The 24,238-nt window shown below is 42.6% G+C and carries 22 protein-coding genes and 1 tRNA gene; 14 read left to right on the top strand and 9 right to left on the bottom strand.

The features are described 5' to 3' along the window. Nucleotides 1–30: 30 nt before the first annotated feature. The 3 genes from ABD960_RS18440 to ABD960_RS18450 all read left to right on the top strand — a co-directional run bounded on the left by ABD960_RS18440 (nucleotide 31) and on the right by ABD960_RS18450 (nucleotide 3,808). The gene (locus ABD960_RS18440; protein ID WP_345333522.1) at nucleotides 31–357 is read left to right on the top strand and encodes a hypothetical protein; all 327 of its coding nucleotides are present in this window, start codon (nucleotides 31–33) and stop codon (nucleotides 355–357) included. Between the two features lie 59 nt (nucleotides 358–416). Further along, nucleotides 417–2,738 (top strand): TonB-dependent receptor, encoded by a 2,322-nt coding sequence (locus tag ABD960_RS18445; protein WP_345333524.1) that lies wholly within the window; start codon nucleotides 417–419, stop codon nucleotides 2,736–2,738. An 89-nt stretch (nucleotides 2,739–2,827) separates the two neighbouring features. Further along, nucleotides 2,828–3,808 carry an alpha/beta fold hydrolase gene (locus ABD960_RS18450; protein WP_345333527.1) on the top strand — a complete coding sequence of 327 codons (981 nt, stop codon included), beginning with the start codon at nucleotides 2,828–2,830 and terminating at the stop codon, nucleotides 3,806–3,808. Here ABD960_RS18450 and ABD960_RS18455 read toward each other — a convergent pair whose 3' ends face one another. Genes ABD960_RS18455 through ABD960_RS18465 form a run of 3 tightly spaced genes read right to left on the bottom strand, consistent with a single transcriptional unit; the run spans nucleotide 3,809 to nucleotide 6,424 of the window. Next, entirely contained in the window at nucleotides 3,809–4,339 is a 531-nt protein-coding gene (locus ABD960_RS18455; RefSeq protein WP_345333529.1) for an O-acetyl-ADP-ribose deacetylase, read from the bottom strand. Between the two features lie 34 nt (nucleotides 4,340–4,373). Continuing rightward, nucleotides 4,374–5,729 carry a HAMP domain-containing sensor histidine kinase gene (locus ABD960_RS18460; protein WP_345333531.1) on the bottom strand — a complete coding sequence of 452 codons (1,356 nt, stop codon included), beginning with the start codon at nucleotides 5,727–5,729 and terminating at the stop codon, nucleotides 4,374–4,376. Next, nucleotides 5,726–6,424, bottom strand: coding sequence for a response regulator transcription factor (locus ABD960_RS18465; RefSeq protein ID WP_345333533.1), 699 nt, complete (start codon nucleotides 6,422–6,424; stop codon nucleotides 5,726–5,728). Before ABD960_RS18465 ends, ABD960_RS18460 begins: the two co-directional genes overlap by 4 nt. A gap of 201 nt (nucleotides 6,425–6,625) precedes the next feature. Here ABD960_RS18465 and ABD960_RS18470 point away from each other — a divergent pair, with 201 nt between their 5' ends. The 6 genes from ABD960_RS18470 (at nucleotide 6,626) to ABD960_RS18495 (ending at nucleotide 12,292) form a co-directional block, all read left to right on the top strand. After that, complete coding sequence (locus tag ABD960_RS18470) at nucleotides 6,626–9,943, top strand: DUF4175 family protein (RefSeq protein WP_345333535.1); 3,318 nt, start codon at nucleotides 6,626–6,628, stop codon at nucleotides 9,941–9,943. Then, nucleotides 9,933–10,367: an ATP-binding protein gene (locus ABD960_RS18475; protein ID WP_345333537.1), complete on the top strand. Its 435-nt coding sequence runs from the start codon at nucleotides 9,933–9,935 to the stop codon at nucleotides 10,365–10,367. Before ABD960_RS18470 ends, ABD960_RS18475 begins: the two co-directional genes overlap by 11 nt. Continuing rightward, entirely contained in the window at nucleotides 10,367–10,792 is a 426-nt protein-coding gene (gene ybeY, locus ABD960_RS18480) for an rRNA maturation RNase YbeY (protein WP_345333539.1), read from the top strand. The genes ABD960_RS18475 and ybeY overlap by 1 nt, the downstream gene beginning before the upstream one ends. A gap of 44 nt (nucleotides 10,793–10,836) precedes the next feature. Continuing rightward, nucleotides 10,837–11,349 carry a glutathione peroxidase gene (locus ABD960_RS18485; RefSeq protein ID WP_345333541.1) on the top strand — a complete coding sequence of 171 codons (513 nt, stop codon included), beginning with the start codon at nucleotides 10,837–10,839 and terminating at the stop codon, nucleotides 11,347–11,349. Between the two features lie 37 nt (nucleotides 11,350–11,386). Continuing rightward, nucleotides 11,387–11,872: a DNA-deoxyinosine glycosylase gene (locus ABD960_RS18490; protein ID WP_345333543.1), complete on the top strand. Its 486-nt coding sequence runs from the start codon at nucleotides 11,387–11,389 to the stop codon at nucleotides 11,870–11,872. A gap of 264 nt (nucleotides 11,873–12,136) precedes the next feature. Further along, a complete protein-coding gene (locus tag ABD960_RS18495) occupies nucleotides 12,137–12,292 on the top strand; it encodes a hypothetical protein (RefSeq protein ID WP_345333545.1) in 156 nt (51 codons plus the stop codon). Nucleotides 12,293–12,301: 9 nt separating this feature from the next. Here the strand turns inward: ABD960_RS18495 and ABD960_RS18500 are convergent, their stop codons facing one another. The 4 genes from ABD960_RS18500 to ABD960_RS18515 all read right to left on the bottom strand — a co-directional run bounded on the left by ABD960_RS18500 (nucleotide 12,302) and on the right by ABD960_RS18515 (nucleotide 15,503). Next, entirely contained in the window at nucleotides 12,302–13,126 is an 825-nt protein-coding gene (locus tag ABD960_RS18500) for an MlaD family protein (RefSeq protein WP_345333547.1), read from the bottom strand. Next, the gene (locus tag ABD960_RS18505) at nucleotides 13,123–13,914 is read right to left on the bottom strand and encodes an ABC transporter ATP-binding protein (RefSeq protein ID WP_345333549.1); all 792 of its coding nucleotides are present in this window, start codon (nucleotides 13,912–13,914) and stop codon (nucleotides 13,123–13,125) included. The genes ABD960_RS18500 and ABD960_RS18505 overlap by 4 nt, the downstream gene beginning before the upstream one ends. Nucleotides 13,915–13,918: 4 nt before the next feature. After that, nucleotides 13,919–14,692 (bottom strand): MlaE family ABC transporter permease, encoded by a 774-nt coding sequence (locus ABD960_RS18510; protein ID WP_232178007.1) that lies wholly within the window; start codon nucleotides 14,690–14,692, stop codon nucleotides 13,919–13,921. 103 nt (nucleotides 14,693–14,795) lie between these two features. Further along, on the bottom strand, nucleotides 14,796–15,503 hold the full coding sequence (locus ABD960_RS18515) for a pirin family protein (protein ID WP_345333552.1): 708 nt from the start codon (nucleotides 15,501–15,503) through the stop codon (nucleotides 14,796–14,798). An 86-nt stretch (nucleotides 15,504–15,589) separates the two neighbouring features. Here ABD960_RS18515 and ABD960_RS18520 point away from each other — a divergent pair, with 86 nt between their 5' ends. The 4 genes from ABD960_RS18520 to ABD960_RS18535 all read left to right on the top strand — a co-directional run bounded on the left by ABD960_RS18520 (nucleotide 15,590) and on the right by ABD960_RS18535 (nucleotide 21,804). Continuing rightward, the gene (locus tag ABD960_RS18520) at nucleotides 15,590–16,246 is read left to right on the top strand and encodes an NAD(P)H-binding protein (protein ID WP_345333554.1); all 657 of its coding nucleotides are present in this window, start codon (nucleotides 15,590–15,592) and stop codon (nucleotides 16,244–16,246) included. Further along, entirely contained in the window at nucleotides 16,243–18,117 is a 1,875-nt protein-coding gene (locus ABD960_RS18525) for an ABC-F family ATP-binding cassette domain-containing protein (protein ID WP_345333556.1), read from the top strand. The genes ABD960_RS18520 and ABD960_RS18525 overlap by 4 nt, the downstream gene beginning before the upstream one ends. Nucleotides 18,118–18,185: 68 nt before the next feature. Then, a complete protein-coding gene (gene mnmG / locus ABD960_RS18530) occupies nucleotides 18,186–20,048 on the top strand; it encodes a tRNA uridine-5-carboxymethylaminomethyl(34) synthesis enzyme MnmG (protein WP_345333558.1) in 1,863 nt (620 codons plus the stop codon). 196 nt (nucleotides 20,049–20,244) lie between these two features. After that, nucleotides 20,245–21,804, top strand: coding sequence for an Ig-like domain-containing domain (locus tag ABD960_RS18535; RefSeq protein WP_345333560.1), 1,560 nt, complete (start codon nucleotides 20,245–20,247; stop codon nucleotides 21,802–21,804). Here ABD960_RS18535 and ABD960_RS18540 read toward each other — a convergent pair. After that, on the bottom strand, nucleotides 21,794–22,306 hold the full coding sequence (locus ABD960_RS18540) for a gamma carbonic anhydrase family protein (RefSeq protein ID WP_345333562.1): 513 nt from the start codon (nucleotides 22,304–22,306) through the stop codon (nucleotides 21,794–21,796). The genes ABD960_RS18535 and ABD960_RS18540 overlap by 11 nt on opposite strands. 53 nt (nucleotides 22,307–22,359) lie before the next feature. On the opposite strand from ABD960_RS18540, the gene ABD960_RS18545 reads away from it, so the two are divergent. Continuing rightward, nucleotides 22,360–22,432: transfer RNA gene (locus ABD960_RS18545), tRNA-Gly, on the top strand. 4 nt (nucleotides 22,433–22,436) lie between these two features. Here ABD960_RS18545 and nadB read toward each other — a convergent pair. Beyond that, nucleotides 22,437–24,029 carry an L-aspartate oxidase gene (nadB, locus tag ABD960_RS18550; RefSeq protein ID WP_345333564.1) on the bottom strand — a complete coding sequence of 531 codons (1,593 nt, stop codon included), beginning with the start codon at nucleotides 24,027–24,029 and terminating at the stop codon, nucleotides 22,437–22,439. Nucleotides 24,030–24,238 lie beyond the last annotated feature (209 nt).

Genomic DNA, 24,238 nt, shown 5'->3' on the forward strand with positions numbered 1-24,238 from the left:
TGCTATATATTTGCACAAATTGCAATCATCTTGAAAAAGAAGCGTTACACCTTGATCGCCGCCTGGCTTATGCTGTTCTGCTTTATAGCAGGGCAAGTCATCGTGTATTCGCATCAGCACCACATTTTAAAAGGCATCCACCATACAGATGCGCTTTTAAAGGGGCAAACGCAGGTCAGCGAAAAATGCCAGATTTGCGATAGCATGCACCATACGGATATGGAGCTGCAACAAAACTATGCTGCCATTAACCTGCAGGCAGCGCTATTTACCCATTCATCCATCGTTATCGATTTCAAATCCTTCGGCCTGATCCTCGCTGATGGGCTCTCCCCTCCTGTTTTCATAATATCTTAAAAAAAGAAAACACACCACCTGCGCAAGCAGTATTTATTTATTTTTTCTGAACAAGAATTATGAAATTCAAGCTATTGATATGCTTGCTATTGGTATTTGTCCAAAGCATGGCATCAACCCCTGTAATTACTTTAAAAGGCAAAGTTGTTGATAGTAACAGCCAGCCGCTACCCGGCGCCACGGTAACTTTTCCGGACCTTAAAATATCAACCCAAACTGATTTAAACGGCGACTTTTCACTCAATAACCTGCCGGCCCGCGGTAAATTTTTAATACAGATACAATTTGTGGGCTATCGCACTTTAACCCAACTGGTGGATATGGCGGCAACCACCCCGCCGGTGTTTACCCTGCAAACCAGCGTTATTGAAACCCGGGAAGTAGTAATAACCGGCACACCGATTAGCGGCAACAGTAAACAAAACAGCACATCGGCAAGCACGGTCACACGCGATCAATTATTGCGCCCGTCAACCAATATTATTGATGCGTTAGCCAGCCAGGTACCTGGTGTATCGCAAATAACAACAGGGCCATCTATATCAAAACCGGTTATTCGTGGTTTGGGGTATAACCGTGTGGTTACCCTGAGCAACGGCATAAAACAGCAAGGCCAGCAATGGGGCGATGAGCACGGCATAGAGATTGACCAGTACGGTGCCGATCGTGTGGAAGTTCTGCGCGGCGCGGCTTCGCTGCTTTACGGATCGGACGCATTAGGCGGTGTAATTAATATGCTCGACCCGCTCACCCCGCCAAGCGGACAAATAAAGGGTGAGTTTTTAACCAACTATGCTACCAACAACGGCCTTACCGGCACATCGCTCATGTTCACAGGGAATGAGGACGGTTTAGTTTGGCGAGCACGGGGATCGTACAAGAACGCGTACTCATTTAAAACGCCCGATTATTATTTCCCGAACTCAGGCTTTAATGAAACCAACATCAGCGGTATGTTAGGGTTAAATAAGCAATGGGGATACTCGCACATTAACTTTTCGTACTTTAAAAACAACATTGGCTTGTTTGAAGCTGAACCTGATAACGGCCTGAACTTTTTAAAAGAGGATGGCGAACCTTTTACCAATGATGACTACAAAAGCCGCAGCCTGCTATTCCCTCGTCAGGATATCAGGCACTATAAGGTAAACTGGGATAATAATTTTATCATCGCCAGTGGCTTTTTAAAGGTTAACCTGGGCTATCAAAAAAATCAGCGCCGCGAGTTGGAAGAGAGCGTTGATCCGTCGCTATTCTTCGACCTGAATACGTATACAGGCGATGTTAAATACTACCTGTCGGAAAGTAACGGCTGGCAACCTGTTTTTGGCATAAGTACCGAGATCGGCAAAAGCCTTAATAAGGGTGAAGAATTTTTAGTGCCCGATTATAACTCTTATGGCATCGGCGCGTTCGCGTACGTTAAAAAGACCTGGGACAAAAACACTTTTAACGCAGGTATTCGGTACGATTACCGTAAAAACACCGGTAAGGGTTTGATAGAGGAGGACGAGGTACGCTTTGAGCCATTTACCAACAAGTTCTCAAACGTGAGCGGCGCGCTGGGCTTTACCCATCAGTTTAATGAGCAGTTGAACTTTAAAGCAAATGCAGGATCCGCTTTCCGTGCGCCAAACCCCGCCGAACTGGCATCAAACGGTGTACACGAAGGCACTTTCCGCTACGAGGTAGGCAATCCTAACCTATCGCCGGAACGCAGTTTTCAGGCCGATGCTACCTTGGAGTACGATAATAAGTTCGTCAGCGCCAGCGTAGGTATTTATGAGAATTACATACATAATTTTATTTATGCCTCACACACACCCGGCGATGTGCAGCAGGATGTGGATGAAGATGGAAACCAAACCCAATATGATGTTTACCGCTACGGCCAGGTAAATGCCAATCTGTACGGCTTTGAGGGTAGCTTAACCCTGCACCCGGTTAGCTTTATCCACTTAGAGAATACCTTCGGCTATACCCATGCGCAAAATAACACCTTAAGCAGGCCACTGGCTTTTATACCCGCCGGCTCTTTAAGAAACACGCTGCGTTTTGAGCCAAACATTAAGGGGTTAAAAGAATCTTACCTTTACGTAGGTATCGATAATTTTTTTAAGCAGGGCCGTTTTGATGATACATTTGAAACCGGTACCGACGGCTACACCCTGCTTAACGCCGGCTTGGGCGCTACTGTAAAATTAGGCAAGCAGCCGCTTAAGCTTTATGTAGCGGGCAATAACCTGCTTAACAAAAAGTACTACGATGCGCTTAGTCGCTACAAACCGGGCCGCCTCAGCAGTGAAGACCCGACCTTCGGTATATACAATCCCGGCCGGAATATCACCTTCGGCGTTTATCTGCCATTATCAATAAAATAACATCGGTTTATAAACGCCTCCTGAATTGTACAGGGGGCGTTTTACTTTTACAGGATAAACTTTTGCCTCTATCTGCTGTATTTTATATCATGAAAAAGTTTGTCTTATCGTTACTCTTCGCCGCTTTCTGCATAAGTGCTTTCGCACAGCCTGATACCGTTTCCATTACGCTTGATAATGTGGCCTACCCTTACCCGGTTAAGTTTTTACCGGTAAATACCGATGGGCAGGATCTGCGGATGGCTTATATGGATGTGCCCCCAACAGTTAACGCTAACGGCAAAACAGTAATGCTTTTTCATGGTAAAAACTTTGGCGGCTATTACTGGACCAATGTGATCAAAACATTGACAGGAAAGGGCTACCGCGTGGTAGTGCCCGATCAGTTGGGTTTTGGTAAATCATCAAAGGCATTTATACATTACAGTTTTTACAAGATGGCCCGACTGAATAAAAAGCTACTGGATACGCTGGGGGTTAAAAAGGCTTATATCCTCGGCCACTCCATGGGTGGTATGCTTGCCACAAGGTTTACGCTGATGTACCCCGGTACAGTTGAAAAACTATTGCTTGAAAACCCCATCGGCTTGGAGGATTACCTGTCATTCGTGCCCTATAAAAGCGCTGAAGAACTTTACAAAGGCGAATTAAAAACTACCGCCGAAAGCGTAAAAAAGTATTACCAGGCATCATACTTTGACGAGTGGAAGCCGGAGTACGATTACCTGGTCAAAATTGGTGGTAATGTAAGCAAGAGTGCCGATTTTCCGCGTTATGCAATGGTATCAGCATTAACTTATGAGATGATATTTGAGCAACCCGTTTGCCACGAATTCGGCAATGTAAAAGTACCGACAGTTTTGTTTATAGGCTTAGAGGATAATACCATTGTAGGTAAAGCTTACTTATCGCCCCAAGAACAAGCCAAACATGGCAACTACAAAAAACTGGCTCCGGAAACAGCCAGAAAAATACCTGGCGCCAGGCTCATCAGCTACCCCGGCGTTAAGCACGTACCGCACTGGCAAATACCCGACAGGTTTTTGAAAGATCTGCTCAATAATCTATAATCAGCTATTGCCCAGCCGCTGTTGATACAGATCATAGTTATCATCATCAAAGCATACAAAAAGCACTTTGCTGATGGTGGTATCTGTGCTCAAAAAATCGGCAACGGTTTCAATGGCTATAGCGGCGGCTTCCTGTTTGGGGAAATGGTATATACCGGTGCTGATGTTTGGGAACGCGATAGTTCTAACGCCATTTTTTGCCGCAAGCTTTAAGCTGTTAAGGTAAGCGTTAGCTAATAATGTTGCGGCTTTATCCGCATTAACGCTACTCCAAACCGGGCCTACGGTATGGATAACATACCGGGCAGGCAAATTACCCCCTGTAGTTATCACCGCCTCACCCGTTTTGCAGCCGCCCTGCCTGTCGCGAATTTTGATACATTCGGCTAAAATGGCCTTGCCCCCCGCGCGGTGAATAGCTCCATCAACACCGCCACCGCCAAGCAGCGATGTGTTGGCTGCATTTACTATGGCATCAACCTTTTGTTTGGTAATGTCGCCTTTTACCACTTCTACCCTGCTATCTTTCATAAACGGATAACAATTTGTATAAAGCAATGTTCGGCTATTCGGCTACGGGCAGCATCACCTGTATTTCGGTTCCCTCTTGCTCTTCGGATATAATGTTGATCGAACCCTGATGTAGTTTAATAATGTTAAGCGTAAGCGGCAGGCCTATACCGTAACCCTCAAATTTTCCGGTGTTCGAGGCACGGAAAAAGGGTTCAAAAACGTACTTCTGCTCCTGTTTGGGTATGCCTATCCCCCTGTCAATAACGCTGATTTTAATGGCGCCTTTTTGTGATACGATTTTAACGGTAACCGGCTGGTTGCTGGAGTATTTACAGGCATTCATCACGATATTGCTTACCGCCAGGTGCAGCAGGTTCATATTGCCTTCGGTTTGCAGTTGGTCGCCATTCTCGGGCAGTTCAGAAAAATCAATATCAATGGTACACTCGGTTGCTATTTTTTTGACCGATTCAACTGCGGTGATCACCAATTCATCCGCCCTGATCAATTGCCAGTTTTGCTTTTTGCCATCAAAACCGCTTTGTGCCAGGCCGAGCAGGCTGGCCAGGATATTTTCCAGTTTTTCTGCTTCGTGCAATATGGTGTTAACATTTTTAATAGCTTCCGCATCCAAACCTTTACGCGCAAGCAACAGCTCCGTTTCACCGCTGATGATGCTTAACGGCGTACGCAGCTCGTGCGAAGCATTGCTTACAAAGTTATTTTGCGTTTCAAACGCGGTCTCCAGTCGGTTAAGCATGTGGTTAAAAGTGGATACCAGTTCGGCAATTTCATCTCCGCCATTTGCCTCGTCAACCCGCATGTGGAGGTTATTAGCACTTATGTTTTTAACGCTCTTGATGAGGTTGCGGAGCGGATTTAAAGCGTAATAAGAGAACACCCGGCCGGCTATGTACGCCAGTATAACCGAAACAATGAAAATGATGATCAGTATTTTTCGCAGCTCGTTCAGCTCCTTATAACCATAAGGATCTATCGCCTCGGCAATTACCACGTATTTTCCGTACGGTGTAATAAATAGCGAGCCGGCATAAAAGTGGTTTTCCCGGTCGTAGCGGGCGCGGTTACCGTTAAGTATGGTATTGTAAAATTCGTCGGGCAGGTTAAGCGGGCGTTTAAAGCTTCCGTCGGCGTTTATCCGTGCTACGAAATCGCGCTCTCCATCCAGCATTTCCAGGTTTTTCACCTTAGCTTCGCGATAAGCAGCAGTACGCCCATCGGGGTGAATTTTTATCTGCGCAGCAAAACGGACGCGCGCTTCCAGTCGTTTAAAAAAATCCTCAAAGTTAAAATCAGATACAAAGTAAAATATCGCGGCATTCATCAGCAGCAAACCAACGGCTGATATGACAAAAAACAGCAGCGTTATTTTGGTTTGCAGCTTCATTCACCATCTGTTTTAAACATATAACCCATGCCAAAAACGGTTTGAATAAGGCGCGTTTCGTAATTATTATCAAGCTTTTTTCTCAAATAATTTACATAAACATCTACCACGTTGGTACCCATATTAAAATCAATATCCCATACGTTTTCCAGTATCTGGATGCGCGATAACACCTTGTTCGGGTTTTTTACAAAATACTCCAGCAGGCGGTATTCTGTCGCGGTAAGGTTTATCTGCTTATCTGCCCGCTTTGCTGTTTTTGATACCAGGTCAACTTCCAGGTCGGCAACATTAATTACATCCTTTGGTGCTGTATTGTTACGGCTGCGGCGCATCAGCGTACGTATGCGCGCTTCAAGCTCGGCCAGTTTAAAGGGCTTTACAATGTAATCGTCGGCACCGCTATCCAAACCGGTAATCACATTCTCGGTGCTCGATAATGCCGTTAGCATCATTATAGGTATCGCATCGTCCTTTTTACGGACTTCGCGGCATATCTGAACGCCGTTCATGCCGGGCAGCATAATGTCTAATATCAACAGATCGAACTGGTAGTTGGTAGCCATTTGTAGCCCGGTTATGCCATCGGGGGCAATGCTCACCTCCATACCGGCTGCGGCAAGCCCACGGCTGATAACAGACGCAAGTCCTGGCTCATCTTCAACTACTAAAACCTTCTTATCTTTTAATATCATAACTCGGGGTTTGCGGCAACAATGGTTATTATAAACCAATAATAAGTAATTAAGTTCGGAGCAACGCGTTTGAAGCCAAAAAATTGGTTCAAAGCAGCGCAATCAATATAATTTCAGCGTAAACATTATTTTATTTTTTGATACGTGGCAGCAATACAATTTATTTTCAGATTTTCGTTTTAACTCGGAATAAACCTATAAATGAACAAGGCTGATAATTACGATCTGCTCATTATTAAGGTAAATACCTTCATCCGGAAGTATTACTTTAATAACCTATTGAGGGGCCTTATATTTTTAGGGGCCGGGCTATTTTCGTTATACCTTTTCATTACCCTTGCCGAGCATTTCGGTAATTTTAATACAACGCTTCGTTCGGTACTTTTTTACCTGTTCATTATCGTCAATATGGTTTTGTTGGTATGGCTGGTGATACCATCATTACTGGCCTGGTTGCGTATTGGCCATACGCTTACTTATGATGAGGCCGCGGTAATAATCGGTCGGCATTTTAATAATGTTAACGATAAACTGCTGAATACCCTGCAGCTTAAGAAACAAGCATTGGCCGATCCTGAAAAACGGGCTTTACTTGAAGCGGGGATAGATCAAAAGGTAAATGAACTTAGCCCGATTAGCTTTCCATCGGCAGTAAATTTAAAGGAAAACAGGCGTTATTTAAAGTGGGCGTTAATTCCGCTGGGCATAATCTGCATAATTGCCTTAGCTGCACCATCAATACTTACAAACAGCACCGAACGACTGTTAAAACATGACAAATATTTTGCACCGGTAGCACCCTTCAGGTATGCTATCCAGCATATGCCTTTAACAGCAGTGCAGGGTGATGACCTCATGCTTGAATTAAAACTTGAAGGCAACAACCTGCCGGCCGAAGTTTATATACGCAACGGCGAAAACATGTTTAAGCTCGAAAAAATAGCTGTTAACCGGTTTAGTTATAGCTTTAAAAACCTCCAGCGTGATGTAAATTTCACACTGTCAGCGAATGGCTATAACTCCGAGCCTTATTTGCTCAAGGTAAACGCCCGGCCTACATTGATTAGTTTTGACGCCACGTTGCGGTACCCTGCTTATTTACACAAAAAGGATGAGCTTATATTAAACGCAGGTGATCTTACCGTGCCTGCCGGTACTACTGTAAAATGGCATATTAAAACATTGAATGCCAATCTACTTACTTTTAAAGTCGGCGAGGCTGTACATGAACTCACGCCGGCTCAAGATGGCGTTTTTAATTATCAGCAAAGGATAACGCAAAACACCGCTTACAAACTGAGCGCTAAAAACCAGTTTGTAAAGCGTAACACAGATTCATCGACCTATAATATAAATGTGATTGCCGACCAGGCGCCCGCTATCAACGCCGAACAAAAGCGGGATTCGATAAGCAGCAAAGCGTTGTATTTTAACGGCACCGTGCAGGACGATCACGGCTTCACCTCGTTAACTTTTAACTACCGTATCGGCAGTAAATCCTACCGCTTACCGGTGAAGGCTGATCTGTCACAAAACCAGGCGGGTTTCTTTTTCTTTTGGGATTTGAAGCAAATCAAACTGCCGGAAGGCCAGCCGGTGACATATTATTTCGAAGTTGCCGATAATGACGCTGTGTTTGGGCCAAAGCGGACACGAACGCCTGAACAAACGCTCAACCTGCCGGATGCTAAACAGCTTAGTGAGCAGCTTGAGGCAGGCACCAAATCAGTGGCTGATAAAACACAATCGGCCGTTAAACTGGCTGCGCAGATTGAGCGTGAATCGCAACGGCTTAACCGGCAACTGCTGGAAAAAAATACGCTTAGCTTCGAGGAAAAAAAGCAGGTAGAACAGCTACTGCAAAAGCGGATGGAATTAAATAATCTGGTAAAAGATATACAGGACGAAAACCGAAAAAACCAATATAACCGCCAGGAAAACCAACGGCAAAGCACCGAATTACAGCAAAAACAGCAACAAATTGCTGATTTGTTCAACAATGTGCTCGACCCTAAAACGCAGGAGTTGTTAAAAAAACTACAGGATATGCTGGAAAAGGGTGACAAGGACGATGCCCGCGACGAGCTCAATAAAATGCAGCAGGATAACCGATCGCTAAAAAAGGAGCTTGACCGTGTGCTTGAACTGTATAAAAAACTGGCATTTGACCAAAAAGTTGAACAGAATATAAACAACCTCAATAAGTTAGCTGATGAACAGCAAAAATTAGCGCAGCAAACCAAACAACAAAAAGAGGATAAACAGGCATTGTTTCGACAGCAGCAAAAGCTACAAGATGAATTCAGCGATGTAAAAAAATCGCTTGATGAATTGAAGAAAGAAAACGAAGGCCTGAGCGAGAAAATGAATCTGGACGATCAGCAGCAGGAAAGTAATGCGGTAGATCAACAAATGGACGAAAGCAAGCAAAGCATCCGGCAGAACGACAGGCAGAAAGCGACTAATACGCAGCAGCAGGCAGCGCAAAAAATGCAGCAAATGGCGGGTAAAATGCAGCAGCAACAGCAGGATGGCGAAGAGAGTGAGAACGCCATAAACGCCGCTCAATTACGCGAGTTGCTGAAAAACCTGATTAACAGCTCCTTTCAACAGGAAAAACTGATGCTGAGCTTAAGGGGAATTAACCCTGCCGATCCGGGTTATAATAAACTTGCCCAGCAACAAAAGGATATAAAGGATAATCTTAAAACCGCACAGGACAGTTTATATGCACTGAGCAAGCGCGTGCCGCAAATACAATCGGCCGTAAATAAAGAGGTAGGTGCCATTAACGAAAATATTGATAAGGCATTGAGCCAGATAGGCGAACGCCGGAGCGGCGAGGCCAATCGCAGCCAGCAGTATGCCATGACAGCCATGAACAATTTGGCATTACTATTGAGTGAAGCGCTTGAACAATTACAAAACGCGCAGAACCGCCAGGGTGGTGGCAAAGGCAAAAAACAGCAATCGGTATCGCAATTAGCCAAAATGCAGCAGCAGCTTAACCAAAATATGCAAAAAGCCCGGCAGCAAATGCAGCAGCAAGGCAACCAGGGCAAAAGCGCCCAGGGCGAAAGTGGTATGAGCGAGCAACTGGCACGCATGGCCCGGCAGCAACAGCAAATACGCCAGGCACTTGAGCAAATTAACCGTGAGCAGAACAAGAACAAGGATGGTAAAAGCGGACTTGGTGACCTCGACAAAATTTCAAAAGAAATGGAACAAACCGAGAACGATATCGTAAACAGAAAAATAACAGAAGAAACCGTAAAAAGACAGCAGCAAATACAAACACGTTTGCTCGATGCCGAAAAGGCTGAACAACAGCGTGAACAGGATAACCGGCGCCAAAGCAACGCGGGTAATGATTTACCTCCAGGATATATAAAAGCCCTGCAAGATTACCAGCAGCAAAAAAACAAGCAAACCGAGCAACTGCGCACCGTTTCGCCGGCGTTTAACATATATTATAAAAGCAAAATACAAGCCTACTTTGAACAACTTAATGGAAAGTAAAATGGAACATGATAACGTTCACACCAGTGAACTATATACGTTGCAGCTGCCATCAAAACTGGAAAGCATTAACCTGCTTGAACTTTTGATTGAAGAGATTGCCGATAAACATCGTGTTGAAGACGATGTTTTCGCCAACATGATGACTTGCCTGAACGAAGCTGTAATGAACGCCATAATACACGGCAACCAGCAGCAAGAAAGCAAAATAGTAATTGTGAATGCTGAAGTTGAGCATAAGCGGATTATATGGACGATTACCGACGAGGGCGAAGGTTTTGATTACAACAGCCTGCCCGACCCTACCGCGCCGGAGAATCTCGAAAAATTGACAGGCCGCGGGGTGTTTATATTAAAACAGCTTGCCGACCAGTGCATATTTAACTCCCGTGGTAACGAAATTGAACTTCACTTTAAGATATAATGCCGGCTATTAATTTTTTTGAAGAAGATATAAAATTCAAGCTGAAACAAAAAACCCAGGTAAGACAATGGATAAAAGAAACCATTGAAGCCGAAGGTTATAAACTAAAAGAACTTAATTACATTTTTTGCTCAGACGCCTATTTGATCGAGATTAACAGGCAATACCTTAACCATGATACTTATACCGACATTGTTACGTTTGATAACAGCGAGATTGAAGGTGATATAGTTGGAGATATTTTTATATCAGTAGAACGAACGCGCGAAAACGCGGCTAAATTTAACGTTGCTGATGCCGACGAGTTGCATCGGGTAATAATACACGGAACATTGCACCTGCTTGGCTACCCGGATAAAAAGCCTGCCGACAAAAAAATTATGACACAAAAAGAAGATTTTTATTTAGGGAAACGCTCGTTTTAATTCCTAATTTTACCTATATAATCTGTTTATCAATTTATTAAACCATGAAAACACTGACCATTTTACTGGCACTGCTTTTTGTTACACCTGCAAAAAGCGTATACGATTTTAAACTAAAATCAATTGAGGGTAAGGATTTTTCGCTGTCCAAATACAAAGGCAAAAAAGTGCTGATTGTTAACACTGCTTCGCAATGTGGCTATACCCCGCAATATGCAGAGCTGCAAAAGCTGGCCGATCAGTATAAAGATAAGCTGGTGGTAGTGGGCTTTCCGGCGAATAACTTTGGCGGACAGGAGCCCGGCGCTAATTTGGAGATCAAATCATTTTGCCAGAAAAATTATGGCGTAACCTTTCCGCTTAGCGAGAAAGTTAGTGTTAAGGGCGATGACATTAGTCCGCTGTTCGCTTACCTGACCACGGCCGAAAATCCCGACTTTACCGGCGAGATCAAGTGGAACTTTGAAAAATTCCTGATTGATGAAAACGGCAAGCTGATACACCGCTACCGTTCAAAAACAACTCCGTTGTCACCGGAGATAACAAATGCATTATAATACTCAGGCGCTTAACAAGCGCCTTTTTTAGTTAACTATGGAATCATCAAAAACCGCCTTCCCTCCTATAGTAAATACAGCTTCTAAAATATTACTGCTTGGTACCATGCCAGGAGAACGATCTCTTTTTCTTAAACAATATTATGGACATGGGAGCAATCAATTTTGGCGAATTATGTTCAACATTTACGAAACACCTTTCAGCAACGATTATGAGGTACGAAAGCAGTTATTGTATAACAACAACATTGCTTTATGGGATGTATTAGAATCTTGTGAAAGCATAGGCAGTGCTGATGATGCCATTAAGAACGAAAAAGCAAATGATTTTAAATTATTTTATCAAAAATACCCTGCAATCAAAAAGGTATATTTTACCAGTAAAGCGGCAGAAAAGTATTACGATAGATACGTTTTAAAGTCACCTGATAAATCGTACTTTGTATTACCATCGCCAAGTAGAGCAAACACTTGGAAATCATTTGAAGAAAAACTGCAAGAGTGGAACATAATTATACACTAACCAAAAGATGGCCGAATACCAAGAAACAATACAGGATTAGCTGGCGAGTACTTTGTTGCTGCAGAGCTATACAGAAGAGGCTGGTCAATAGGAATGACCATTGGAAATGCTAAAGCAATTGATCTGTTTGCAGAAGAAAACAGTAAAATTATACCCATACAGGTAAAATCTATTTATAAGTAGAAAAATATCGGATGGCCATTAATGCGTTATAGAATTGAAGATGCTTGTATATATATCTTTGTAAATCTTAACGCAGACGTTATGGCTCATCCTACGTATTATATTTGTACTTCTGAAGAAGTGAAGCAAAAAGTAAAGCAATATACTACAAGAGGGATAGTTGATTTATCAACTATAAATAGCGAACAGTTTATAGAAAGATGGGATAAATTAGAGTTAACACACTTGGTGTTATAATACCCCATTTCAATCCCCCTGCTTTTTCTTAGCCTCTTCTTCCTGTTTCTTACGCTCCTCTTCGGCTTTTTCTTGGGCTTTCTTTTTTTCCTTTTCGGCCTTTTCGTTGGCTTTGCGGATGGAGTCCTGGCGGGCTTTGGCGGCCTTTTCTTTCTTTTTAAAGAAACCACGCAGCAGGAAGTTGCTTTGTGCCGCTTTCAAATCTTCGTGAAGGGTTACGGTAGCAGCATCAACCGTTTTTATGGTTGATTTGGCTTGCTTAACTGTTCCGCGCAAATCCTCGGCTATTTTGTCATCATTCAGCAAACGGCCTATGCTGCCCTTACCGTGGTTGATCTTGTACACTACGTCAGACAGGTTGGCCGATAGTTTTTCAGCATTATCGGCAACGCGGGTCAGCTTATTGATCATCTTATCTACGTCCAACGGATTTACCGCTTCCAGCTTGTCGCCATTCTCTACCACTTCCTGCGTTTTTACGCCTCCGGGCGCGATAGCCACCAGCTTATCACCCATCAATCCATCGCTGCTGATGCTCACCTTAGAGTCCTTTTTGATGAATTTATTTACGTTGCTGTTCAGCGTAAGGTCAACGCGAACCATGCTATCAGTAACAATGGTGATGTTTTCGACCACGCCCACATTTATACCCGCAAAGCGCACGTTATTGCCCACCTGCAAACCGCTTACGTTTTTAAACTCGCCATAAACGTTAAAAGTTGAATTGAACATACTTTTTTGGCTGCCAATTAGAAATATGGCCACTATAAGCACGGCGATGCCTACTACGGAGAATATGCCTATTTTTATTTTTTGGGATGATGTTGCTTTCATTTCTGTTCGTTAAAAAAAGATCGTACAAATTCATTGTCTGAAGACTGTAACTCTTCGTATGTGCCTTCAGCTATATATTCACCATCGTTCATCACCACAACCCTGTCGGCCGTTATTTTAGCGCATTCCAGGTCGTGCGTTATAATGATGGATGATGTTTTGTATTTACGCTGCATGTTTAATATCAGCTCGCTTATTTCACGCGATGTTATGGGGTCGAGGCCCGTGGTAGGCTCATCGTAAAGCATAATTTCGGGCTTTACAATAAGCGTTCGGGCAAGCCCGATCCGTTTACGCATACCACCCGAAAGGTCAGACGGCATCTTATCGGCCGCGTCAGCCAATCCAACGCCTTCTAACACTTCTTCTACCCGCTGGTCAATCTCTTGCTGGTCTTTTAGCTTTAAAACGCGTGTAAGCGGAAATTCAAGGTTTTCACGCACGGTCATTGAATCGTACAGCGCACCGCTTTGAAAAAGGAACCCTATTTTTATTCGCAATTGTTTCAGTTCATCCTCGCTCATTTGGGTAACATCTTCGCCAAACACGGTTAGCTCGCCATCGTCGGGCGTAAGCAAGCCGGCAATGCATTGTATGGTTACGGATTTACCCTGCCCCGAGCGGCCCAGCACCACTACATTTTCCCCTCTTTTTAAATCGAGATTAATGTCGCGCAGCACATCTTTTTCACCAAAGGATTTTTTAAGGCCTTTGATATGTATAACTACCTCGTTCGTGTCGGTTTTAACCGGCTGATCAACTGTCGCTATATCCTTGTTGTCTGCCATGGTATCAATAGTATAATAGGTTAGTTACCTGAACGGCAATAGCGTCAATCACAAAGATCCATAACGAGGCGGTTACCACGGCGGAATTAGCCGCTATACCCACGCTCTCCGTACCTTTGTTAGAGTTATAGCCCTTATAGCATCCTACAAAACCAATGGCGAAGCCAAAAAATATGGTTTTAATAAAGGCCGGTATGAAATCAACAAACTCTATGGAAGCAATACATTTTTGGAAGTACAGATAAAAGCTGATGTCATCCGTAAGGTTGATGGCTATATAGCCGCCAAACAGGCCGATAACGTCGCCGATTAAGGTGAGCAACGGCACCATAAAGGCAGTGGCTATAATGCGGGTTACTACCAGGTATTGCACGGGGTTTGCGCCTGATACTTCCATAGCATCAATCTGTTCGGTAACTTTCATACTGCCCAGCTCAGCGCCAATACTTGAGGCTATTTTACCCGCGCAAATAATGGCTGTAATTACCGGACCGATCTCACGTATCAGCGCGATGGACAGCGTTCGGGGCAGCATGCTCTCAGCGCCAAAATCAACCATGGTTGGCCTTAGCTGCAATATCAACACCAGGCCCATAATAAACGACGTTATGCCTACCAGCGTTAACGATTTATAACCAATTTCGTAGCACTGGCGCACAAACTCCGACCACTCAAAACCGCCGGCAAAAATATTACGAACAAAGCGCGTAAAAAACACGCCTTGTTCGCCAATGCCTTCAAGCCACTTCTTCCATGCGGGTATCACCTGCTCTGCCATATAAATCCAAATTATAATCAGCAACTACATACAAACATTCCTGTTTGTTTTAAGCAACGTTGTTCATGACAAACACATGGATAATATGCGCAGAGCGGGCAGGTTACATAGGTACTTCCAGTATCAGTAAACGCGAGTGCGCAACGGTTTCAATGGTTACAGAACTGGTATCATAAACACCGAGCGCATCCCTTTTGTTTAATGTTGTGCCATCAATTTCAACGCTGCCCTCCAACAGGAAAAAGTAGGCCCCGTTTCCAAGCGTTTTTATATCATATTTAATACGCTTCTCCGCCTCAAATTCACCCATGCTAAAGGTCGCATCCTGGTTGATCCATAATGCTTCTGAATGCCTATCAGGCGATACAAGCGTAATCAGCTCATTTAGTTTAAGGGCATCCGTAAAACTTTTCTGATCGTACCTGGGCTTGATGTTCTGCTCCTTAGGGAAAACCCATATTTGCAAGCTACTAGTGTCCTTATCGCGTAGCGGATTATATTCGGAATGCGTGATACCTGTACCGGCCGACATTACCTGCACTTCGCCGGCTTTGATAATGCCAACGTTGCCCATGCTATCTTTATGTTCCAAGGCTCCGTCGAGCACTATTGTGATGATCTCCATATTATCATGCGGATGCGCGCCGAAACCTCGGCCGCGACCGATAATATCATCATTCAGTACACGCAACGCGCCGAAATGTATTTTTTCAGGATCATAATATGGGCCAAAACTGAACGAAAACTTAGCCTTTAACCAACCAATATCGTTATAACCGCGTTTATCAGCAGGATGAAATATCTTTTTCATATCAATGTTGTTTAATATATGTTTAAACATTCAATATTTATTCCACAAATTAATTATGTGTATTTTTGCATAATTTTTTCAACATTATGGCATATAAAGCTATCATAGCAGGCGCAAGCGGACTTATTGGCAGTAACTTACTGACCATTCTTTTGCAGCACCCTGAATATGACGAAATTTTGGTGCTAACGCGCAGGCAGTTGCCGGTTGAACATAAAAAGCTGATACAGGCCGTGATCGACTTTAACGATCTGGACAGGTATAGCAATCTAATTAATGGGCATGCGCTGTTTTGTGCTTTGGGCACAACGCAAAAGCAAACGCCCGACCGCAATCAGTACCGGCAAATAGATCATGACTACCCGGTAAAACTCGCACAATTAGCAGCTAAAAATAGCGTTAAGCAATATCACTTGGTATCAGCCATCGGCGCGAACGCACAATCTTCAAATTTTTATTTAAAAACTAAGGGAGAGGCTGAAACGGATATTAAGTCTGCCGGTGTTGAAAGCACATACATCTACCAGCCTTCATTTTTAGAAGGAGATCGTGATCAACCCCGGCTCGGCGAAAAAATCGCAAAGGTGGTATTTACCGTATTCAATCCGCTGTTATTGGGTGGGTTTAAAAAGTACAAGAGCATTAAGGCTGGAACTGTTGCCAGGGCAATGCTTAACCAATCATTAACAGTTAACAAAGGGGTGTTTGTTTACACCACGGATAAAATAAAACAATTAGCGTGAGCACGTATATTTCAGGAGAAAATTTAGGCCATTCATTTCATGACCACTGGCTGTTTAAAAACATGACCATCGGTATCAACCGCGGTCGTAGGGTAGCCTTAGTGGGCGTTAATGGCGCAGGTAAATCAACCCTGTTAAAAATATTGTCGGGCAAGCTCAACCCTACCGAGGGGAAGGCTGTGCGTGCGCGCGATTTACGTGTGGGTTACCTGGAGCAGGATCCTGACTTTAAAAGTGCCGTTACCATCAGCGATTATATTTTCAGCGAAGATAATATTCAACAGCAGCTTATAAGGCGTTACGAGGAGTTGTTAGAGAACGATCCTGAAAATAGCAAAGCGCTCGACAAAATAATGGAAGAGCTGAGTGAGGTTGATGCCTGGGAGTACGAGTATCAGATAAAGACTATATTGGGAAGATTGGATATCCATCATCTCAACCAAAATATAGCTTCGTTATCTGGCGGACAAAAGAAACGTTTGGCATTAGCGCGGTTGCTCATAGAAGATCCTGATCTGTATATATTAGATGAGCCTACCAACCATTTGGATATCGATACCATTGAATGGCTGGAAAAGCTACTTACCGAAGGCAACAAAACTATCCTGATGGTAACGCATGACCGTTATTTTTTAGATAACGTGTGCAATGAAATTATCGAAATTGATAAAGGCCGAATATTTACCTATGCCGGTAACTATGGTTATTTTTTGGAAAAGAAGGCTGAACGTGAAGCCAATGATGAAGTTCAATTTCAAAAGAACAGCAACCTTTTAAAAAAAGAACTGGAGTGGATGCGCAGGCAGCCGCAAGCCCGTGGAACGAAATCGCAGGCACGCATAAATGCTTTTTATGAACTTGAAGATAAAACCAAGGGTGCTGGTCCCAAAGCCAAAGTTGAATTAAGCGTTAAAACCGCAAGGCAAGGTAATAAGATAATGGAACTTGAGCACGTTAATAAGAGCTTTAACGGCCATAACATTATTGATAGTTTTGATTATGTATTTAAAAAAGGCGACCGTATTGGTTTAGCCGGAAAAAACGGTAGCGGCAAGTCTACCCTACTGAACCTGATAACCGGTAATCTTTCTCCTGATAAAGGACAGGTTATCAAAGGTGAAACTACGGTTTTGGGTTACTTCCATCAATCAGGCATAACATTCAAGCCCGATGAAAGGGTGATTGATGTGGTGAAGAATGTTGCCGAATATATTACCATGGCCGATGGTAAAACCATCTCGGCATCGCAGTTGCTAACCTTATTCTTATTCCCGCCTAAAAAACAACATGGCTTTATTAGCAACCTAAGTGGTGGTGAAAAGAAACGTTTGCAATTGATGAGCATCTTGATGAAGAACCCAAACTTCTTAATACTGGATGAGCCAACTAATGACCTGGATATTGATACACTGAACGTATTAGAGGAGTTTTTGACCGGATATAACGGCGTTTTGATGCTGGTATCGCACGATAGGTATTTACTGGATAAACTTACCGAGCAACTTTTTATCATGGAGGGAAACGGTGATGTGCGCATATTTAACGGCAATTATTCTGAGTACCGCAATGAGTTGGAAGTCGAAAAAGCAGCGGAAAAACAAAAAGTTGAAACTAAACCAACTCCTGCCCCCGTAGTTGCAGCACCTAAAAAAAACAAACTTAGCTACAAGGAACAACGGGAATATGAGGGGCTAGAAAGTGAAATAGCAAAGCTTGAAAACGATATAAAGCATAACAATGACATGCTCAATAAATCCGGCTTAGGCAGCGAGGATTTAAATAAAATATTAGCCGACTTAGCTTTGTTAAACAACCAGCTTGATGAAAAAAGCATGCGTTGGCTTGAATTAACTGAACTAATGGAAGGATAAATGTTCCACGTGGAACATTTGAATTGACTTAGAAAATCACAATGTTCCACGTGGAACATGGAGGAAATATGTTTAAAAGATATGATGTAATAGTAGTAGGTGCAGGCCATGCCGGTTGCGAAGCAGCAGCAGCAGCAGCGAACATGGGATCGTCTGTATTACTCATTACAATGAACATGAATACTATTGCTCAAATGAGTTGCAACCCAGCAATGGGTGGTGTAGCTAAGGGGCAAATAGTACGAGAGATTGACGCAATGGGCGGCTATTCGGGTATAATAACCGATAAGACATCCATACAATTCAGGATGCTGAACCTATCAAAGGGCCCGGCAATGTGGAGCCCCCGCGCTCAAAGTGACCGTATGCGCTTTGCTGAAGAGTGGCGCTTAGCTTTAGAAAACACGCCAAACGTTGATTTTTGGCAGGATATGGTGAGCTCCTTATTAGTTAAAGGCAATACCGTATATGGAGTACGTACATCAATAGGTGTCGAAATAGAGGCAAAATCTGTAGTGCTCACTAATGGTACCTTTTTAAATGGCATTATCCATATAGGTGAAAAAAGGTTCGGCGGAGGACGCACAGGCGAAAAGTCAGCTACCGGTTTAACCGAGCAATTGACAGAATTGGGTTTTGAAGCCGGCCGTATGAAAACCGGTACCCCACCCCGTGTTGACGGCCGCAGTCTGAATTATTCTTTAATGGAAGAGCAATGGGGCGATGAGGAAAGAGGACGTTTTTCATACACTGATGTAAAACAAATACAGGAGCAACGCTGCTGCTGGATTACATATACTAATGTTGATGTACACGAAACTTTGAAAGAAGGTTTCGAAAAATCACCCATGTTTACCGGGCGTATAAAAGGCTTAGGCCCGCGTTACTGCCCATCAATTGAGGATAAGATCAACCGTTTTGCAGAACGTGAGCGCCACCAAATATTTGTGGAACCCGAAGGATTAAATACGGTAGAGATTTATGTAAATGGCTTCTCCACTTCTTTACCTGAGGATGTACAATACAAAGCTTTAACCAAAATACAGGGATTTGAGAATGCAAAAATGTTCCGTCCGGGATATGCAATAGAGTATGATTACTTCCCTCCTACTCAACTTAACCTTACTCTTGAAACCAAACTGATCAGTAATCTTTTCTTTGCCGGGCAAATAAACGGCACTACCGGTTATGAGGAAGCGGCATCACAAGGTTTCATCGCGGGTATTAATGCGCACCAAAAAGTACATGATAGACATGAACTGATCATGAAAAGGTCAGAATCATATATCGGCGTTTTAATTGATGACCTTGTAACAAAAGGTACCGAGGAGCCTTATCGTATGTTTACCTCACGTGCCGAACACCGCTTATTATTACGCCAGGATAATGCGGACATCCGACTATCCCCTATTGGCCACGAGCTAGGTTTGATTAGTGATGAGCGTTTGCAAAAGGTAAATGACAAGATCAGGAACTCTGATAATATCGTGGCTTATACCAAATCAAAATCAATAGAGCCATCAAGGGTTAATAATTTGCTGGACGAGTTAGGTACAGCGCCTCTATCACAAAACACAAAAATATTCAATCTCATCAGCAGGCCGCAAGTATCAATCAATGATCTGCGAGATACCGATGCCGCCTTGAATGAATTATTATCAGCTTACGATAAAGAAACTATTGAGCAGGCTGAAATAAAAATCAAATATGAGAGTTATTTTGAAAAGGAATTAGACATTGTTTCCCGTATGAAAAAAATGGAAGACAAAGAGATCAATCCCGATTTTAATTATCATCAACTGGTATCGGTATCAAAAGAAGCACGTGAAAAATTAATGAAGATTAGACCACGCACATTAGGACAGGCGTCACGTATTTCGGGCGTTTCGCCGTCGGATATATCAGTTTTAATGGTACATATCACAAAATAAATTATAAATAACTGATTATTAGATATTTATAAAATATCGCTTTTAAGGCATTATTTTCTAATTTTAATATCAGCATTCATAAAATATAAAAAACCGCTTATAAGCCTTAAAAATGCTGTCAAATAAAAAAGTAGCTGTTTTAATCAAAAATTTTGCTTTTGTAACGGCCATTTTGTTGATGTGGAGTTGTGCCAACATGAAAAGACCGGAAGGCGGCCCCAGAGACCTCACCCCTCCGAAGCTGGTAAAGGCTACACCGCCAAACATGACACGCAACTTTAATGCAAAACAAATTACGCTGGAGTTTGATGAATTTTTTAAACTAAGCAACCAGTACCAGGAAATAAGCATGAGTCCCGCCCAGGATAAATTACCCGAGTATAATATTCGCGGGACGAGCCTGGTGATTGATTTTAAAGACACGCTGCAAAAAAATACTACTTATGTGATCAACTTTGGAAAATCCATTGCAGATGTAAACGAGTCGAACGCACTCAAAAACTTTACTTATGTATTTTCAACCGGCCCCCATATTGATTCATTAAGCATAAGCGGATCAGTAACCAATACACAAACACAGCAAAAGGAAAAGGATATCGCTGTTCTACTTTATCCGCTAAGTAAGGACACCGCTTTCTATAAAAAGAAAAAGCCAGCCATTTTTGCGCTGACAGATTCATCAGGTAACTTTAGCCTGAATAACCTTAAAGAAGACAGGTACCGCATTTATGCACTCAAAGAAGCATCGCCTAATAAAATATATGATAACGATGCGGAGCTAGTTGGTTTTATTAAGGATACCATTAACCTTACTAAAGATACCGCGAATATACAACTGCGAATTTTTCAGCAAGAGCCAACCAATTTCAGGTTTGTTGACCGCAGGTTTGATACCGATGGAAAGATATTGCTAGCCTTTAATAAGCCTTTACAAAAACCATCAATAAAAATAATTAATCCGGTTAATCTTGATAATCAAAAAATACTGGAATATAGCAGTAAACGCGATACGGCTCTCATGTACATGCGTACGATGGACTTCGACTCACTAAGCATACAGGTTGCGGATAACAACAAACCACTGGACACTGTAGTGCTAAGGAAGAACCGAAAGGAAAACTTTCAAAAAGTGGTAAAGCTGAGTTTTAATATAGGTAGTGATAACAAGTTAAAACCTGGCACTGATCTGCTTATCACAGCGAATTTACCAGTTGAAACTATTAACTCTGCGCTCGTAACTTTGAAAGAAGATTCAGCCACTGTAAGCGGCTTCACTCTAACCAAAGATAGCACGTCAAGGAAACTATCGGTCAAATATCGCTGGAAGCAAAATGCCACCTATCAAATTAATATTGCCGACAATGCGTTAACCGATTTATTTGGCAATAAGAATAAAACCACCGGAAAAAAATTCGAAATAGATAAGCCGGAAAATTATAGCATACTTACCTTAAAAATCACGGTACCTGAGCCAAATAAAAATTACGTGATACAGCTTTATCGTGATGAAAAAACAATACTACGCAGTGATGTGATCACCAAAAGCACATCAGTAGTATATAACAATTACATTAATGGCAAGTATCGCGTAAAGGTTATTTACGATGCAAATAAGAACGGCCGCTGGGATAGCGGTAACGTAAAAGAAGGCCGTCAGCCGGAGAATATTTGGTTATATGATAAAGAAATAACCCTGCGCCCGAACTGGGATGCTGAAGAGGCTATAAGCATTCCGAAAGAACCGGTTACTCCATAAACCAGCCTGAATACATAATATAATTATTGGGCAGTCGGGTGAGTAACTCCCGCTGCTCTTCAGTTAATGGCTTTATTTTTTTAGCAGGAGTACCGGCATACAGGTAACCACTTTCGCATAGCGTTTTTTCAAGTACTACTGATCCGGCTGCAATGATAACAAACGGCTCAACTACCGCATCATCCATTACAATGGCACCCATGCCCACTAAAACATGATCATGTAAGGTACAACCATGTACTATGGCGTTATGCCCAATGGAAACATTGTTACCAATATTTGTAGGCGCTTTTTGATAGGTTGCGTGAATAACTGCACCGTCCTGAATATTAGTATTATCTCCTATTTTTATATAATGCACATCACCCCTGATAACCGCATTAAACCATACCGAACAGTTATTTCCCATAGTTACATCGCCAACGATTGTACTGTTTTCGGCTATAAAACAATCAGTTCCCCAACTTGGCAACTTATCTTTTACAGGTAAAATAACAGGCATATATAATTTGATTTATTGATTGACTGATTAATTTTATATGTTTGATTTATCAAGCGAAAATAGCTCAGCTGGTAGAGCATCAGTTTCCCAAACTGAAGGTCGCGGGTTCGAACCCCGTTTTTCGCTCAACTTATATTACCGTATCATATAGTTCGGCAGCATGTTCAGGGTAATCGGTTGTATAATGCAAGCCCCTGCTCTCCTTGCGTAACATGGCTGATTTTATTACCAGGTACGATACCTGGATCAAATTACGCAGCTCGCAAAGTTTAACTGACAACTTCGTCCGCTTATAAAATTCTTCCGTTTCTTCATATAACAAACCCAACCGGCGCATCGCCCTTTCCAGCCTGAAATCGGAGCGAACTATGCCCACATAATCGTTCATTACCTTTTGCATTTCGCGCACATTGTGCGTTACCAATATATCTTCGTTTGATAATTGCACACCCTTCTCGTCCCAATCAGGTATATTATCAGGCACTACAGCAGTTTCAAAGCTTTTAACGGCATCCTCATAAATACGGTGGGCAAATACCAACGCCTCTAATAAGGAATTTGATGCCAACCTGTTAGCACCATGTAACCCGGTTGATGAACACTCGCCACAAGCATAAAGCCTTAAAATAGATGAGCGGCCGACATGATCTACAGAAACACCACCACACATATAATGACAAGCCGGTGCAACGGGAATCATATCCTTGGTCATATCCAAACCAATCTCCAAACATTTAGCATATATATTCGGGAAATGCTGTAATATATCTGCTTTACTGCGATGACGTATATCCAGATAAACATAGTCCTCGCCCGATTTTTTTATTTCTGAGTCGATAGCTCTGGCTACAATGTCACGTGGCGCTAATGATTTACGTTTATCGTATTCATGCATAAACTCTTCACCATTGGTACGTTTCAATATACCACCGAAACCACGGACTGCTTCTGATATAAGGAATGAGGGATATTCACCCGGATTATATAAAGCTGTTGGGTGGAATTGTATAAATTCCATATTACGCACTTTACCTTTAGCGCGGTAAACCATGGCCACACCGTCACCAGTAGCGATTGTAGGATTTGTAGTTACCGAATAAATATGGCCCGCACCGCCCGATGCCATTACGGTTACCTTAGATAATATCTTCTCGACCTCATTAGTTTCGGTATTAAAGGCATAAATACCATAACAGGTAATATCTTTTGATGACTTATCCACAAATTCACCTAAATGATGTTGTGTAATTAAATCAACCGCGAAATAATGTGTAAGTATCTCTATATTAGTATTTTGATGTATCTGCTCTAACAAAGCACGCTCAATCTCGAAACCGGTTATATCCTTATAATGCAGTACACGGAATTCTGAGTGACCTCCCTCTTTTGCCAGGTCATAAATACCATCGTTGGTTTTGTCGAAATTGGTTCCGTAGTCAATAATTTCGTTAATTCGCTCTGGCCCTTCCTTAACCACAATTTCCACAACCTCTGGGTCACACAAGCCGTCACCGGCAATTAGGGTATCTTTTATATGTTTTTCAAACGAATCTTCCTTTTTATCCACAACCACCGCAACGCCACCCTGGGCATACTTAGTGTTTGATTCATCTTCATTTGCCTTTGTAACTATCAGTACCTTACCATGCTTTGCAGCCTTAAGTGCAAAACTTAGTCCGGCGATGCCTGAACCAATTACCAGGAAATCCACATTTCGGGTCATATATATACGTATAGATGTGTAAAAGTAATACTTGTGTTAATAAGCGGCGTAAAAGGTGTTAATTTTGTGTAAGTAAAAAAATAATAAATTATAAACACGTGGATAACCCGTAGTTTTGTACTGTTGAACGATAAATTTTGCGAGACTTATCAGCATTGCCAACATCGAATTCAACATTTTTAACACAGCGAAAATATTAACATAAAAGT

The sequence above is a fragment of the Mucilaginibacter defluvii genome (assembly GCF_039543225.1).
GTDB lineage: Bacteria > Bacteroidota > Bacteroidia > Sphingobacteriales > Sphingobacteriaceae > Mucilaginibacter > Mucilaginibacter defluvii.